General features: G+C 53.5%; 10 protein-coding genes. 4 read left to right on the top strand and 6 right to left on the bottom strand.

Annotated features, from left to right (window positions below; all coding sequences use genetic code 11):
- Nucleotides 1-430: 430 nt before the first annotated feature.
- A complete protein-coding gene (locus Q31b_RS02100) occupies nt 431-2,815 on the top strand; it encodes a glycoside hydrolase family 3 N-terminal domain-containing protein (RefSeq protein WP_146598709.1) in 2,385 nt (794 codons plus the stop codon).
- Complete coding sequence (locus Q31b_RS02105) at nt 2,812-3,651, top strand: sialate O-acetylesterase (protein ID WP_146598004.1); 840 nt, start codon at nt 2,812-2,814, stop codon at nt 3,649-3,651. Before Q31b_RS02100 ends, Q31b_RS02105 begins: the two co-directional genes overlap by 4 nt.
- A gap of 6 nt (nt 3,652-3,657) precedes the next feature.
- Here the strand turns inward: Q31b_RS02105 and Q31b_RS02110 are convergent, their stop codons facing one another.
- The 5 genes from Q31b_RS02110 to Q31b_RS29300 all read right to left on the bottom strand — a co-directional run bounded on the left by Q31b_RS02110 (nt 3,658) and on the right by Q31b_RS29300 (nt 11,098).
- Nucleotides 3,658-4,755: an ROK family protein gene (locus tag Q31b_RS02110; protein ID WP_146598005.1), complete on the bottom strand. Its 1,098-nt coding sequence runs from the start codon at nt 4,753-4,755 to the stop codon at nt 3,658-3,660.
- Nucleotides 4,752-6,197, bottom strand: a complete 1,446-nt coding sequence (locus Q31b_RS02115; RefSeq protein WP_146598006.1) for a sugar MFS transporter — start codon at nt 6,195-6,197, stop codon at nt 4,752-4,754. The genes Q31b_RS02110 and Q31b_RS02115 overlap by 4 nt, the downstream gene beginning before the upstream one ends.
- 36 nt (nt 6,198-6,233) lie before the next feature.
- Nucleotides 6,234-8,570, bottom strand: coding sequence for a GH92 family glycosyl hydrolase (locus tag Q31b_RS02120; protein ID WP_146598007.1), 2,337 nt, complete (start codon nt 8,568-8,570; stop codon nt 6,234-6,236).
- Between the two features lie 308 nt (nt 8,571-8,878).
- Complete coding sequence (locus Q31b_RS02125) at nt 8,879-10,684, bottom strand: L-fucose isomerase (RefSeq protein ID WP_146598008.1); 1,806 nt, start codon at nt 10,682-10,684, stop codon at nt 8,879-8,881.
- Nucleotides 10,685-10,966: 282 nt separating this feature from the next.
- Nucleotides 10,967-11,098 carry a hypothetical protein gene (locus tag Q31b_RS29300; protein WP_261343812.1) on the bottom strand — a complete coding sequence of 44 codons (132 nt, stop codon included), beginning with the start codon at nt 11,096-11,098 and terminating at the stop codon, nt 10,967-10,969.
- A 164-nt stretch (nt 11,099-11,262) separates the two neighbouring features.
- Between Q31b_RS29300 and aroE the strand changes: the two genes are divergently transcribed.
- Nucleotides 11,263-12,120, top strand: coding sequence for a shikimate dehydrogenase (aroE, locus tag Q31b_RS02130; protein WP_146598009.1), 858 nt, complete (start codon nt 11,263-11,265; stop codon nt 12,118-12,120).
- Nucleotides 12,117-12,632 carry a shikimate kinase gene (locus Q31b_RS02135; RefSeq protein WP_231617236.1) on the top strand — a complete coding sequence of 172 codons (516 nt, stop codon included), beginning with the start codon at nt 12,117-12,119 and terminating at the stop codon, nt 12,630-12,632. The genes aroE and Q31b_RS02135 overlap by 4 nt, the downstream gene beginning before the upstream one ends.
- Nucleotides 12,633-13,634: 1,002 nt before the next feature.
- Here Q31b_RS02135 and Q31b_RS02140 read toward each other — a convergent pair.
- Nucleotides 13,635-15,431 (bottom strand): 30S ribosomal protein S1, encoded by a 1,797-nt coding sequence (locus tag Q31b_RS02140; protein WP_146598010.1) that lies wholly within the window; start codon nt 15,429-15,431, stop codon nt 13,635-13,637.
- Between the last annotated feature and the right edge of the window lie 475 nt (nt 15,432-15,906).

Consider the following 15,906-nt stretch of genomic DNA (forward strand, 5'->3'; position numbering starts at 1 on the left):
TGGGGGGCTGTCGACCGCGGCTCGACATTGAAGTAGAGGTTGTTGTCGAAAGTCGTGTGGATACTCTTGGCATTCTTGCCTCAGAATCCCTTTTTTCGACATAATGTATCCTGCTAAGTATTCTGGATCCTCACAAGCGTGTCCGCTGAGTCGAGACAACAAGATCCACCACGGCCATCCTGAATGGTTCGTCGTTCCAGATCACTTCGTCTTATTCGGTCTAGGATTGCGATGGAAGCAGGCGATGATGGACCGAGCTAAAAGTGGTAGACTGATTGTATGTCAATGAGCGAGTTTGTGTGACGAAGCGGATGTGGACAGTGGCCCCTTCACGGTGGGCCCTTCACGGTGGGCCCGTCACGATGGGGTGGCATGGGGTACGGACGATTTAACCTGCGAGAAAATTGCGAGAGAGTGTATTGTGCGAAAGATGAAGCTGCTTATTGTTTTTGCCTGTTTACTGTCGCTAGCCGACTGGACGAAGGCGGACGGAATCTACCATGAAAATTGGATTGATCGAAACAAGAACGGAGAGATGGATCCGTATGAGAATCCTGAACTTCCCATCGACGAGCGCGTTGCCGACCTGCTCGACCGTATGACGATGGACGAAAAAACCGCTCAGATGGGAACCATCTATGGGCACAAGCGAGTTCTCAGAACGACTCATCCGACCGCCGACTGGAAGAATCGTGTTTGGAAAGATGGGATTGCAAACATTGACGAACACTGCAATGGCGTTCGTGAAGTGATGGACATGACGGGGCACCGCGAACATGCCGATTTGCTGAACTTGATTCAGCGTTGGTTCATCGAAGAAACCCGGCTTGGCATTCCCGTTGACTTTACCAACGAAGGGATTCGAGGGCTGTGCCATACCCGCGCCAGCAACTTCCCGAGTCAGCTTGGGATCGGTGCGACTTGGGATCGTGATCTGGTTCGGCACATTGGCGAGATTACAGGCAAAGAGGCCAAGGCATTGGGCTACTCGAATATCTATTCGCCTATCCTTGATGTCGTCCGCGATCCGCGATGGGGCCGGACGATCGAATGCTATGGCGAGTCACCCTTCCTGGTCGGCGAACTGGGGACGCAACAGACACTTGGGCTTCAGTCGCAGGGTGTCGGTTCAACCGTTAAGCACTTCGCGGCTTATAGCACCCCGCACGGAGGCCGGGATGGTCGCGCTCGCACCGATCCACAGATCCCGTTTCGGGATATGCAAGAGATTTTGTTGCACCCGTTCCAAAAGGTTTTCGCGCTTGCACATCCAAAAGGAGCGATGAGTTCCTACAACACCTACGATGGCATCCCTGTCACGGGTAGCCGCTATTTTCTGACGGAACTACTAAGAGGCGATTACGGGTTCAAAGGTTACGTCGTTTCCGACAGCGGTGCCGTTTCTCGTTTGCATGAGCAACACGAGGTTGCGGTAGATTTTGAAGACGCTATTGCTCAAGCGGTCAACGCAGGTATGAATGTCCGAACGACGTTCAAAAGGGCAGAGGACTTCATTCTTCCACTGCGCAAAGTCGTGAAAGATGGCCGAATTAGCGAAGACACCATCAACTCGCGTGTTGGCGATGTGTTGCGAGTCAAGTTCGAGCTAGGTTTATTTGACAAACCGTTTGTCGATCCCGATGCAGCGCCATCGATCGTTCACTGCAAAGCTCATGAAGAGATGACCCTTCGGGCAGCTCGAGAAGCGATGGTGCTGCTGAAAAATGAGGATGTCTTACCGGTCGACCCAAAAACATGCGGCACCATTTTTGTCACCGGGCCTGCGGCGGATGATGTGATCCCAATGATTAGCCGCTATGGGCCCGGCACGTCCGACGTGATTACACCCTTGGCTGGTATCAAGGCGTTCTTGGGTGAACAGGCCAGCGTGATTTATAGCCAAGGAGTGGATTACTACGATGCCACCTTCCCCGGTTCTGGAATTTTGCCTCAGCCGCCCAATGAAGAAGAGCAGGCCAAGCTCGACAAGGCAATCGAAGCGGCGAAGAGCGCAGACATCATTATCGCCGTCATGGGAGACAACGATGATACCGTGGGCGAATCTCGCTCGCGCACCGATTTGAACCTACCTGGACATCAAGATTTGTTGGTACAGGAAATGGTCAAGACGGGAAAACCGGTCATTGTCGTACTGATGATCGGACGCGCCGCTTCGATCAATTGGATCGACCGCAATGCGGACGGAATTTTGGTCAGCTGGCATGGTGGCGAAAAAGTCGGGCAAGCCGTGGCGGAAACGATCTTCGGCGCCAATAATCCTGGTGGAAAGTTGCCAATCACGTTCCCGAAAACCGTAGGGCAAATCCCCTTGGCTGTGCCCCATCGCAATGGCGCATGGGCCAAGCAAGAAGCACGCCACGACCCCAATGGCTGGGGGACGACTCGCGTGCTCGGTCCGCTGTATTACTTCGGCTATGGGCTAAGCTATACCTCGTTTGAATACGAGAACCTAAAGATCAGCCCCCAAGAATTGGATGCGGATGGGGAGATCCATGTGACCTGCGATGTCACCAATACGGGCGACTACGATGGTGACGCCGTGGTTCAATTGTACGTCAAAGACGTGGTGGCCTCGGTGGCACCGTTTGAACAACTGCTGCGGGGGTTCGAGCGAGTGTCGATCAAGGCGGGTGAAACCAAAGAGGTGAGTTTCAAACTATTGCCAAAACGGGACTTTAGAATGCTAAATCGTGACAACCAATGGGTGGTCGAACCAGGTCAGTTCGATATCATGGTCAGCGATTGCTCGGGTGTCGAAGGTGTCAAGTTAAAGGGTAGTGTTACGATCAAATGAAAACCTATCGTGTCGTTCGGCTGACCTTTGCCTGTTATCTTCTAATCGCTTGGACTTGGGGTTTCAGCGGATCCGCTTGGGCTGATTCGTATGACATCTATCTGCTAGCCGGCCAATCCAATATGGATGGCCGCGGTCAGGTGAGCGAGTTGACTCTCTCACAGCGTCGTCCATTGTCCAATGCGATCATCTACTATCGAAATCCACCGCGATCAAGTGACGGTTGGAAACCGCTTGCGCCTGGATTCAGTATTCCGCCGAAGTACAAAGGCGGATTTCCCTCGCCAACCTTTGGACCGGAGATTGGGTTCGCAAATGCGATTTTGCAAGCCGCCCCCCATCAAAAGATAGCGCTGATCAAAGGATCCAAGGGCGGTACGAGTTTGCGAGTGGATTGGAACCCCGGTGAGTCCGGGAAACCTGAAACCCAAGGCGAATGTTATCGCAATTTCTGTGAAACGATTCGCCTGGCAACCGAAGACTTGAAACGCCAAAATCACGACTTTCATATTCAAGGTCTGCTTTGGCATCAAGGCGAGGCAGACAAAAACTCTAACCCGGAAACCTACCAAGAGCGGTTCCACGTATTGGTTGACCGGATCAAGAAAGAGGTTGGCGTCGACGACTTGCCGGTGGTCGTAGGCGAGGTCTTCGACAACGGCAAACGCGACAAAGTGCGTACCGCTTTGCAAGCGATCGGCAACAGCGGCCCACCATTTGGATTCGTTTCATCCCAAGGCACGAAAACCTGGGATGAAGGAACCCACTTCGATGCCGCCAGCCAACTGTTGTTGGGCCAACGATACGCCGACGCGGTGTTGCGACTCAAAAAGTAAGCCGCCTTAGGAACGATCAATCGCATGGAGCGCAAACGCATGGGCTCCTACGGAAACAGCCTTGCTTGTTCCTAAGCGACTGACACCAATTGCGATGCGTTTCAACGGGTCATAGGACAATTCTCGATCGCTGTCGGGAATGCAGATGATCTTGGTCTCGCCTCGAAGGAATGCCTGGGTTTGCTCGGCGCATTCTAAGTTGAATACTCGTTGCACGATTCGGTCCATCGTGCGACCATCGTATGTGAGTATTTTGCTCTGCATTTCGCTGACCACCGATGGCATGAAAAGGCGATGAGCGTTTGAAATTCCGCCACCAAGGACCACGAGGCCGTCCAGCAGCGTGATCGCATTGGCCAACACATCACCGACGACTTCGCCCAATTCTGCGAACGCGGTGATGGCGGCTTGCTGATTGCCGGATTGTGGGTCTGCGGCAATGGCAGCGATCACTTGGGGCGTCGGGGCATCATCCATCGATGTTCCTGTGATTCGAGCGTAACTGCCACGAACGGCGCGGATGCAAGCCCCTTCTTCGGCAAAGCTTTCTGGCCTGCGTTTATTCCTCAGCAGCCATACCTCGCTAGCGTTTGAATTATCGCCGATGAACAGTTCCCCATTGTGAACCAACCCGCCACCGAGTCCGGTTCCTAGAGTAAGGGCAAACAGCGTTCGGTAGCGTTTGGGACTGCCCGATTGTTCCAGCATTTGATTGACGTATGGCAGCAAACCCGCGATCGCTTCGCCATAGGCGAACAAGTCACCATCGTTGTTGATAAAGACGGGTAAACCGAGTTGCTCTTCCAGGAACGGTCCCAGCGCGACCCCGCCTGCGAAGGCCGGTAAATTACCGACATTGTCGATGATTCCGCGTGGGTAATCCGCTGGTCCAGGAAACGCAAAGCTGATCGCCACGGGTTTGCGAGGGACTTGTTGAGCGACCTGTGTGAACCCCTCGATGATCGTCGCCAAGCTTTTCGCTAAATCCCTTGTTTCAGCTGGCAAGCGAACCGGTGCCACCACTTCGCCCGCGCCATCGATGGCCGAGAATACGAAGTTGGTACCGCCAGCATCAAGTGTCAGTACGACGCGATCGTCTGTCATGCGGCATGCTCCGCTGCTGGTGCGGTAGATGCCGTGGAATGCCGGTGACCGACCAGACCGTAGAAGGCGATATAAAGATAGTTCACGATGGGGACCAAGAAGGCCAATTGAATACCGACATAGTCAGCCGTCGCACCCATGATCAAAGGTACGATCGCACCGCCGACGATCATCATCACTAGAAGGGAAGAGCCCTGTGACGTGTGTCGTCCCAAATCTTTGATCGCCAAAGTGAAGATGTTTGACCACATGATGGAATTAAACAGGCCAGTTCCCAGTGCGGCCCAGAAGGCAAGCGGGCCGCCGGTCAGCGACGCGATTAACAACAAGGCGACCATGCCGACTGAGAACACCCATAACACTCGTGCGGCGTTGCCTTGACCGAGAACAAAGGCGCCAAAGTTGATCGCAATCATCAGCAGAAACGGTGCGACTTTGATAGGCGACAAGAAATCCATCGTAAACACGCCATCATCGAGGCGAATCGCGGTCACGAGGTAGACAACGCCAAAGACCGATACGGCGGTTGCGATCATGGCGGCGTACTTTTTCGATTGCGTACCGATCTCGCTCAGCGAGATCGCGCCGCACAGGCGACCGATCATCGCACCACCCCAGTAATAAGCTAGGTAGATACTCGCCGTCGCTTCAGGCAAGCCCATGATACTTTCATGCCTCATGAAGCTAATCAGATAGCTACCGATGGCAACTTCACCGCCGACGTACATAAAAATGGCGATCATCCCAAATCGCAAATGCGGAAAACGTAAAGCGCCCGTGCTGTCGTCATTCGTATCATCCTCTTTGCTAAAGCTGGGTAGATGACTTCGCCAAACGATCAAGGCCAGCACAACGAAGAGCGACCCGTAGATCAGATACGGCATCTTGATCGAATCGATGGTAACGACGCCGCCGTCGGCAAAAACTTTGTAGAGCAGAAGGCCGCCAGCGATCGGTGCGATTGTGGTACCCAGCGAATTGACGCCCTGGGCTAAATTCAAGCGGCTCGGTGCCGTCTCCGGTTTTCCCAGAATCGCTGCGTAGGGATTGGCCGCAATTTGCAGCAGCGTCACGCCTGTCGCCAACAGAAACAGGGCCGCTAAGAAGAACGGATAGGACCGGAACTCAGCCGCCGGAAAGAACATCGCACAGCCCGCTCCACAAACCAACAATGCGACGATGATACTGGCTTTGTAACCGATTCGGTTGATCGGATCGCCACTGGACAGCGATACGAAGTAGTACACCAACGAGACAAAAAAGAACGCCCCAAAAAACGCGAACTGTACCAGCCCCGCCTGAAAATAGCTTAACTCGAAACTGTCTTTCAAATAGGGGATGAGGACATCATTCATCACGGTGATGAATCCCCATAGGAAAAACAGCATCGTGATCGTGATGAACGGCTTGCGGTAATCCGGTGCTGCGTTGTTGGTTTCCACGGGAGACTTTTCAATCGAGGTGATGAGAGAACGTGTTTATTCGGTTCGTTGCGTGTTGGGTTGGTCGCTAAGGGTTAATTCCATAAGTCCACCCGCTGCGAACTCCTGATGAGTGATCCAAGTGCGGTCAAGCGGCTGCCCATTGAGCGATATCGATTCAATATAGCAATTCTCGGGGGCTTGGTTATGGGCGATGATCTCAAATTTCTTACCCGGGTAATACGCATTGTCGAGTTCAACCGTGACACGATCAAACAGGGGAGCTGTGACCTGGTAAACGCTGTCGACACTTGCACCACCGTCGACCTGAAACAGTCCAATCGCCATCAGAACACCGAGAGCTCCCATTTGTCCTTGGTCTTCGTCGCCATGATAACCGCCATAGGGCGTTACGTCCCCGTGTGCTTTTAGTTTGACCTGGCGAACCCATTTTTGGGATAGCCAAGGTTTGCCACTGACAGAAAACAGGTGTGCCATCCCCGTGCCCGGTTGATTGTCATAGTCAACCATGCGACTGCCATGTTGTCCGTGATCGGCGACGAAGCGTGTCGGGATACTTTGTTCGAACGAATGGTTAAGGAAATCGCAATAGGCCTCTTTGCCGCCAAATAATTCGGCGAGGTCGGCGATGTTGTGCGGCACGTAGTTCGTATAGATCATCGAATTGCTTTCACAGAACCCGCGGCAGGTAAACCCTTTGCCAACCGGTTCAAAGCCCGGCATCCAACTGCCGTCCTTCATCTTTGGCCGCATCAAGCGTAGCTCAGGATCCCAGAGGTTTCGGTAGTTATGCGATCGCTGTAGGAAATGCTGGTAATCGTCTTCTTTACCAAGTGATTTAGCGAACTGGGCCAAGCACCAATCCTGATAGGCGTACTCCAATGTCATGGCAGCCCCGTCACGATGGGCGCCCTTGCCGCCCATGTCTTCGGGAACATAGCCAAGGTCGATGTAGTACTTCATCCCACCACCGCTGGCGTTGTTTCCGTGTTCGTAACCTGCGTGGTCACGAATACCGCCTGGAAATGCATTCTTGCGCAGGCCTTCGTAAGCCGCTTCGTAGTCGTAATTCCGAATGCCCTTGTTGTAAGCGGTAGCAAAGAACGAAGTCGCTGGATCGCCGATCATCACGAAGGTGTAGTTTCCACCCGATGGACCACGCGGAATCAAGCCAGCGTTGTGGTAAATGTCGACCATCGTATTGCAGAAGCCATCCATCACGTGCGGATAGGCCATCGACCACAAAACATTCAGCGACCAATGGCTGCCCCATAAGGCATCGAAGTTGTAGTGAGGGTATGCCGGTTTGCCGTTCGGCTGCATTTTCAATTGGCGAATCACAGGCTTGGGTCCGGTCATGTCACAGTAGCTACCATCAACGTCGCTGATGGTGCGACGTCCGAGCAGCGAATGCCAAAGGTCGGTGTACAGTTTCGTACGGTGATCCGCTTGACCGCCGCTGATTTTGACGCGGCCTAGCCACTGGTTCCATTGGTCCGTGGATTCGCGATGCACGCGATCAAAATCCCAGTCGGGAACTTCGGCATTCAGGTTTTTGCGTGCGTTTTCGATACTGGTATACGAAAGCCCCACTTTGACCATGATCTGTTCGTCTTCCGCCGTGACAAACTTAACCGCCGCACCTACATTTTTTCCCTCGATGCCGTCGGATGGCTCCTGCAGCTTTCCACCCGACCATGTTGTCAATGCGTCGAATGGTTTGCTGAACTGGGCCACGAAGTAGACATACGTGTTCTTCGGTCGTCGCCCCGTTTTCTGCATCAACGAATAACCTTCAATCTCTGATTCGCCCGCTTGCTGGACCTGCGAAGAAGCCATCGGTCCATGAGCTAGGAGCGCACCGGTGTCGAAGATGATGTGGCTTTGCTCACTTTTGGGAAACGTGTAGCGATGAAACCCGACACGGCAGGTCGAAGTCAACTCCGCCGTGATGGAGTAGGTATCGAGGTGGACCTTGTGGTATCCGGGGCTGACAACTTCGTTATCGTGAGAATACTTAGATTGATACTTGTCCATTCCCAAGTGCCCCTGGAAGGGGCCTGTTGTCGGCATGACGGGAATCCCTGACATCTGCCAAGCATGGACGTGGCTAAAGCAGCGGATGGAGTCGTCGTCGTACAGGTAACCTGATTTCCAACTGCCTTTGGTCTGCGTGTCGGGGCTGAGGTTGACCAAGCCAAACGGGCGACAAGCCGAAGAAAAATAGAACCAACGAGAATTGTGGGTGTCGATTTGAGGGTTGACATATTGAGTCAAATCTTCGTTTTCAGCCGCCAACAGTGCGTTGGAAGAAATGCTCGACAATCCGTAGACAAGCAAAAACGCTGGAACAAACAAGACAGTGGATTTCATGCGATCGATGGGGGAAGGTAGGAGCGAAGGTGGTCACAAGGGTACGAGTGTTCTAAGTCAGCTCAGTTTTCCGGTAGGGGATCTTGGGAAAGATCCTTCAGTACTTGATTCTACCGTAGTGGATCTTGTGAAAGATCCTTCAGTACTTCATTCTACCGTAGTGGATCTTGTGAAAGATCCTTCAGTACTTGATTCTACCGGCTAGTGGATCTTGGGAAAGATCCTTCAGTACTTCATTCTACCGTAGTGGATCTTCAACAAGATCCACTACGGCCATCCTCTATCCTTAGCTGTGCCAAAGCACGAGGCTATCGATACAGCGGACCAAAGTTTTCACAAGCGCGGAAATCCGCACCTTCCAATTGATCGGTGCCGAAAGCATTCCATGTGCTCGGACGGAACACGCGGCCACTGTCGACGTTATGCATGTAGACAGGGATGCGAAGGATCGAAGCCAAGGTGATGAACAAGTGTCCGACGTGACCGGCAGTCATCACACAGTGGTTTGCACCCCAATGGTTCATCACTTCATAGGTCGATGTGAATGCGCCGCGACCGGTCACGATCGGTGCGAACCATGTCGTCGGCCAAGTCGGGTTGGTGCGCTGGTCGAGTGTGTCATGGACTTGCTCGGGCAATTCGACGGTATAACCTTCAGCGATTTGCAAAGCTGGGCCCAAGCCGTCGACCAAGTTGATCCGCGTCATGGTGGCCTTCATGCCGCCTCGTGTTTTGTACCGTGAACTCATGCCACCACCGAGGAAGTATTCGGTGATCGATGGATGCCACGTGGTCGCCTGCAAACATTTCTCGACTTCAACATCCTCGATTTCCCAGAATGGTTTCATCGTTGGTGTGCCATCGGCATCGGTCTGCTGACCCGTACCGTCCAAGGTTGCGGGGCCCGAATTGATCAAGTGCAGCAGCCCATCGCTTCCCGCACCTTCCAATTGGTAACCATCGCATGCCGAAGCGACCGCATCGGGACTCCAGTAGGTTCGCAAGTCGGCGAACACCTGAGCCGTGTTGGTCAGTAAATTTCCGAACAACATGGTGGCTGCGTTCAATGCATCGTTTTCCGTCGCGACGATATAGGGAGCGCGTTTTCCATTCCAGTCAAATGACGTGTTCAGGATCGCTTCCATGAAGTCACCGTTCGGGAAATGGTCTGTCCATTGGCGTTGACCTTGGAACCCTGACGCGATCGCTTGGTGCCCGTGTGCTTGTTCCTGCAAGCCCATTTCAGCCAACTTGGGGTTGCCCACCATTAGGTCACGAGCGATCAGCGACATTTTGACGCAGTCCGACCATTCACTATCGAGCTGTTCACGGGATCGCCGCGTTTCGTCACTGTTGTAGTCGTCGCCTTCGGGACAATGTTCTTTGACCCAAGCCAAAGCTTTTTCATATTCATCCTGATCGAATTGGCCCTTTTTCATTCGCCCAGCGAACTCGCTCATGTCGATGTCTTCGACCCGCATGCCGAGATACTTTTCCCAGAACCGATAGTCGACCATTGAACCGGCGATGCCCATCGATGTACCACCCATCGAAAGGTATGCCTTTCCACGCATCAATGCAGCGGCTAAACCGCAACGAGCGAAGTCCAAGATTTTCCCCTGCACGTCCGCTGGCATGTTCGCATCGCCAGCGTCCTGGACGTCTCGCCCGTAGATTCCGAACGCAGGAAGTCCTTTTTGACTATGACCGGCCAACACCGCCGCCAAATACACAGCCCCGGGACGTTCGGTACCGTTGAATCCAAACACCGCCTTGGGCCGCAATGGATCCATGTCCATGGTTTCCGATCCATAACACCAGCAAGGGGTGACCGTCAGCGAGACGCCAACGTTTTCGCGGCGAAACTTGTTCTCGCATGCGGCGGCCTCGGCGACGCCACCGATGCAAGTGTCCGCAATCACACATTCGACCGAATCGCCGTTGGGATAGCGAAGGTTGCTTGTGATCAGCTCAGCAACTCGCTTCGCTAAGTTCATCGTTTGATCTTCAAGCGATTCGCGAACACCGCCCTGCCGTCCGTCGATGGTCGGTCGGATGCCAATCTTGGGTAAGTCGCCTTGCCAGACGGTGGGTGAAGTTTGGTTGTGGTCCATAACTACTATTCCGAGGATACGTGGGGGGAGAGAGAAAGAACCAGCTCGCATCTCGTGTTCGAAGAAAGGAACTAATTGCGACGCCAGTCCGCCAGCAAACAAGATAGCATAAAGAAGAGGGCGACACTATCAATAGTGATTCGCGACGCAGCGGTAACTTTCTGCGACAAGCTGCTGCTTTGTCACCGCTTGATTTTAGGCTTGGCCAAAGTGTGGCTGCGGCATCTTGCCTCAGTAAGCTGCGACTGGAGGCCACAGCCACGAAAAACTCTTATCCTTATTCTATTCTTCGTTGTGACAACGCACTCGATGCGATGCTGCTGACTCGAAGAGTGTTTCTCCACGATCCTTCTTTTTGAGGTAGCCGATCCCGCCAAAGATTGGATCGCCGTAATGAGTGATCGAGTATGTCAATCCGCGCGTCTTGGGTTTGAGGGGGGAGGCCAGTTTGGGCTTGTACCTGGTTCGACATGGGCTAGTTTGGTGTCCCCTACCGTGGCTTCCAGTCTATCGCTCCGTCGGATAGGTTAGATGCACGAGAAACCGTTCGACGATTCACTTAAACCATCGCATGCTTCATGACAAACATTGACGCCAAGACTACCGTTTGTGCCCTGTTTGGGCATCCCGTTGGTCACTCGCTTTCGCCAGCCATTCACAACGCAGCATTCAACCATCTCGATTTGCCAATGGTTTACGTTGCCCATGACGTCGAACCGGGGCAAGTCGGCAAGGCACTCGATGGTGTGCGAGCAATGGGATATCGCGGCTTGTCGGTAACCATTCCGCACAAGGTCGAAGCAATGCAAAGTGTCGATGAAGTCGATCCGACCGCCGCTGGAATCGGTTGTATCAATACTGTCGTCAACGAGGGTGGGCACTTAAAAGGATACAACTCCGACGGACTCGGTGCCCTCAACGCTCTTCGTGACGCCGGTGCTGACCCCGAAGGAAAAAAAGTCGTGGTACTCGGATCGGGAGGGGCTGCACGTGCGATTGCCGTTACCTTGGCCTGTGAAGCCAAGCCCAATGAATTAGTTATCATGGGCGTCAAGCCGGATGAACTTGAGCAACTGGTTCATGACGCATCGCAGCGCGGCAACACGTCGGTGCGGGGATGTCCACTTAACGATGACTCACTGAAACAGGAAATCGTCGCTGCCGACGTTGTCATGCACTGCTCTCCGATTGGAATGCATCCCAACGAGGATGCATCGCTCGTTCCTGTAGAACTATTGAGAGAGGGGCTGGTGGTTTTTGATGCCGTCTATAACCCTCGTCAAACTCGTCTATTGAAAGAGACGATTGCTGCAGGTGGGATCGCCATCGAAGGCATCGAGATGTTTCTCGGTCAAGCGTACGTGCAATTCGAGTTGTGGACGGGGCAAAAGGCACCGCGAGATGTCATGCGCCAAGTGGTTGAGGCAAACCTATGAATGGCAAACCAATGAATGTTATCCTTGTTGGCTATCGTGGAACTGGTAAAAGCGAAGTCGGCCGATTGCTTGCGGGAAAGCTCGGTTTGACCGTCGTCAGTCTTGATGCGGAACTGGTCAAGAAAGCAGGCAAAGCTGTTCCTGAAATCGTTGCTGAGCGAGGTTGGCCAGGGTTTCGAGATTTAGAAGAAGAGATCGTGCGACAATTTGCCGCTCAGCAAGACCAAGTGATCGATTGCGGTGGTGGGGTGATCGAACGCGAAGCTAATTTTGAACCGCTTCGTAATGCGGGAATCGTCATTTGGCTGAAAGCCAAGCCCGAGACGATCGTCAACCGGATCGGCGGTGATGACCAACGTCCATCACTGACCGGCACGAGTAGCTTTACCGACGAAGTGGTTGAGGTCCTACGCAGACGAACACCGCTGTACCAGCGGATTGCTCATCACGAAATCGACACCGACAACGTGATGCCAGCGAAGATCGCTGATGAAATCGTTGATTTGATCTGACCAGTCGGCGCTTGGCCAAGAGACTCATTTGTCGGTCCCGGAACCAGGACCTCTCGACCAGAACACGGGAGCTCAAGAGCGGGCTCTGCTGGGAAGCAAGCTGAGCGCCGAGTCAAGCCAGGACCGAAGGGTCTACGTCGATCGATGGACCGGCGTGGACTTAAGAAAAACGGAGTGAGTTTCACAGGGGCGTTTTTCCGGCTTCCGTCCGGCTTGTCCGGGCGGAGCAACAGGTGGCAGCTACCATGAACGCAAAATTCCGCGCTCGCCCCACCCCCATGAATCGCCTCCGGCGATTCATGGGGGTGGGGCGAATTTCTTTCGGGCGTACGGTTTGTAGCCGCCACTTGTTTCCTCCGCCGAGACAAGCTCGACGGAAGGATGTTTCACGTTTCAGAATCCCTTAAGTACACGCCATCCGGATTGGCTCCCCCCCCCCTGCGAAAAATCCCCCGAGGCTCTCGGGTAGGATAGACAAGAGCCGCAAAACGGTCATTATTTTTCACCAAAGGGAATAACCGCAATCAAGCTCGACTCCCGTTCACGCTGAACCAAAACGGTGTCCGTTGGTGCTGCCGAAGCGGAAAGCGTCTCTTTCGAGCGGTGAAGCTTGAACAAAAGCGCGGAAGAGCCGATGCCCCATCGGCTCCTCCGCAACCAGATTCGCTACGATGATTCGTATAGCGTCTCTGGTATTCGGTGCACCATTTCCCTCGTGCTTGCGAATGAGCCGTTTGAGCGTTAGCCACGGTTCGCGCAACCAATCACGGAACCGTGGCTAACGCCAAGACGGCTAATGAATAATCTGGGCTAGGGACAGTATTTAACCCTAATGAATCTCTTAAAGATGCACAAGGCTTTCTTGGTCGGATTTTCAAAATAGCAATCGGGAATTGCCCGATCGTGCAGGAGGGGGGGTGATCGCGACCGATGCGACTGCAAAAAAAACGCCATCGATTGCTCGATGGCGTTTGGATGTTCAATCAGCAAAGAGGCGGGTGATTATTCACCACCGGGGAACAGTGGTCCTTCGCCGCTTCCGAGTCCGCCCTTCAAGTCGCCTTCGATTGCCGACGCAGGGACTTCGTTCTCGGCCGCTTCGGCCGCCGCAGCGGCTTTCTCTTGATCCTCGTCCCATTCGACACGCTTGAGCGACAATCCGATCTTGCGTTCGCTGGTATCGACGCGAAGCACTTTCACTTCAATGTCATCGCCGACCTTGACGACTTCTTCCGGATCTTCAACTTTCTGATCGGCAAGTTCGCTGATGTGAAGGAGTCCTTCGAGACCATCTTCGAGTCCGATAAAGACGCCGAAGTTGGTGATCTTGGTGACCTTGCCCTTGACCAATTGGCCGGGTTGGTACTTATCAGGAATGTCGCCATCCCATGGATCGTTATCAAGTTGTTTGAGTCCGAGTGCGATACGGCGACGTTCTTCGTCGACGCTGAGAACACGGCATGCCAGTTCTTGGCCCTTTTCGAGCATTTCGCTGGGGTGACCGATCTTTCGTGTCCACGACATATCGCTGACGTGAAGCAGTCCGTCGATGCCTTCTTCCAGTTCGATGAAGGCACCGTAGTTGGTCAAATTACGCACCTTGCCGGTAACGTCGGTCCCTTCGGGATAACGCTCGAGCACTTCGTCCCAAGGGTTCTTTTGGGTTTGTTTCATACCGAGCGACAACTGTTGGCCTTCGGGATCGACGCCAAGGATCTTGACTTCGATTTCGTCGCCGATGTTCACCAATTCGCTGGGGTGATTGACCCGCTTGGTCCAACTCATTTCGCTGATATGAACCAAGCCTTCGATGCCTGGTTCGAGTTTGACGAACGCACCGTAGCTCATCACGTTGACGACTTCGCCCTTGTGGTCGGTATTGACCGGGTATTTCTCTTCGATATTTTCCCATGGGTTGCGGTCTTTTTGCTTTAGACCGAGTGCAATCTTTTGCTTCTCGCGATCGATATGCAACACTTTGACTTCGATCTCTTGGTCGATCGAAACCATTTCGGTGGGATGTCCGATTCGTTCCCAAGCCATGTCGGTGATGTGCAATAGTCCATCGATTCCCCCGAGATCAACAAAGGCACCGAAATCGGCGATATTCTTGACGACACCTTTGCGGATTTGGCCGACTTCGAGTTCCTTCATCAAGTAGGTGCGATCTTCTTCGCGTTGTCGTTCGATCAACGAGCGGCGGCTGATGACGATGTTTCGCCGCGTGTCGTCGATTTTGAGGACTTCGGCTTGGATCACGCGACCGATGAAATCGCCGATATCGCCAGGGCGTCGGATATCGACTTGGCTGCCAGGAAGGAAGACGTGGATGACGCCAAGTTCGACCAGCAAGCCGCCCTTGATTTTTCGGACCACGGTGCCGGTGACCACTTGGCCCTCGGCAACTTTGTCCATCATCTCTTCCCATTCGATGATCTTTTCTGCTTTGCGCTTGCTCAGCGAGATCATGCCGTAGGGGTCGTCGGCGGCCCCAATTTCGTCCTCCATCTCCTCGATCAAGACTTTGACGGTATCGCCGACCTTGGGTGGGTGTTCGTCACCACTCCATTCGTCGAGACTAACCGTCCCTTCGCTCTTGAATCCGACGTCAATCAGCGCCCATTCATCATTGATTTCGACGATTTGCCCGTCGACGAGCTTTCCTTGGGCATAATCTTGTTGTTCGGCGGCGAGGGCTTCGAGCAGCAGCTCTTCCCCTTGATCCTCGGGGACCAAGAGTGCCAACTCGGCAAAAATATCGTCGTCTTCGAGGCTGCGAATGAGGTTACGGTTGACCATAAAATAAAACTACCAATGAGCTTCGTGATCATCATACCGCGAGACGTACGGCGGATCGATGCTCGGGGGGTTAGGGGGTACATCTGTCTCTGCTTTGCACACTGCAAAACGCATAGCTCGGTAACGTAACAAAGCAGCATTCTCGTCACAACGCCTTTCCAAGCTGTTTTCCCGCCTTTTTGCGGGAAAAAGTGAGTAATTGGGGTGGCAAAGACCGCGGAAGCAAAAATCACCCGGATATTTCGTCGCTCGGATTCATTTGCAGGACCGGTTTGACTTTCACTTCGAACGCTCGCGGACGGCTAGGACGATATTCAATGGCTAGCATGAACCTGTCGGTGCACAGGGCTACCGGTCCAAAGCTTCCGCCGATGGAAATGGTTAGCAAAAAACGGCTCACGGCGTTGGCAACCCCGCTTCTTTGGCTATGCTTGTTCCCAAACGGGGTGCAAACTCCCTTCAAAATCTAGCCCTT

This window comes from Novipirellula aureliae (genome assembly GCF_007860185.1).
Lineage (GTDB): Bacteria > Planctomycetota > Planctomycetia > Pirellulales > Pirellulaceae > Novipirellula_A > Novipirellula_A aureliae.

Bases quoted from the DNA above. Each gene is read 5' to 3' on its own strand.
- Q31b_RS02100 (WP_146598709.1), top strand. From the start codon at position 431: ATGAAGCTGCTTATTGTTTTTGCCTGTTTACTGTCGCTAGCCGACTGG.
- Q31b_RS02105 (WP_146598004.1), top strand. From the start codon at position 2,812: ATGAAAACCTATCGTGTCGTTCGGCTGACCTTTGCCTGTTATCTTCTA.
- Q31b_RS02110 (WP_146598005.1), bottom strand. From the start codon at position 4,755: ATGACAGACGATCGCGTCGTACTGACACTTGATGCTGGCGGTACCAAC.
- Q31b_RS02120 (WP_146598007.1), bottom strand. From the start codon at position 8,570: ATGAAATCCACTGTCTTGTTTGTTCCAGCGTTTTTGCTTGTCTACGGA.
- Q31b_RS02125 (WP_146598008.1), bottom strand. From the start codon at position 10,684: ATGGACCACAACCAAACTTCACCCACCGTCTGGCAAGGCGACTTACCC.
- aroE (WP_146598009.1), top strand. From the start codon at position 11,263: ATGACAAACATTGACGCCAAGACTACCGTTTGTGCCCTGTTTGGGCAT.
- Q31b_RS02135 (WP_231617236.1), top strand. From the start codon at position 12,117: ATGAATGGCAAACCAATGAATGTTATCCTTGTTGGCTATCGTGGAACT.
- Q31b_RS02140 (WP_146598010.1), bottom strand. From the start codon at position 15,431: ATGGTCAACCGTAACCTCATTCGCAGCCTCGAAGACGACGATATTTTT.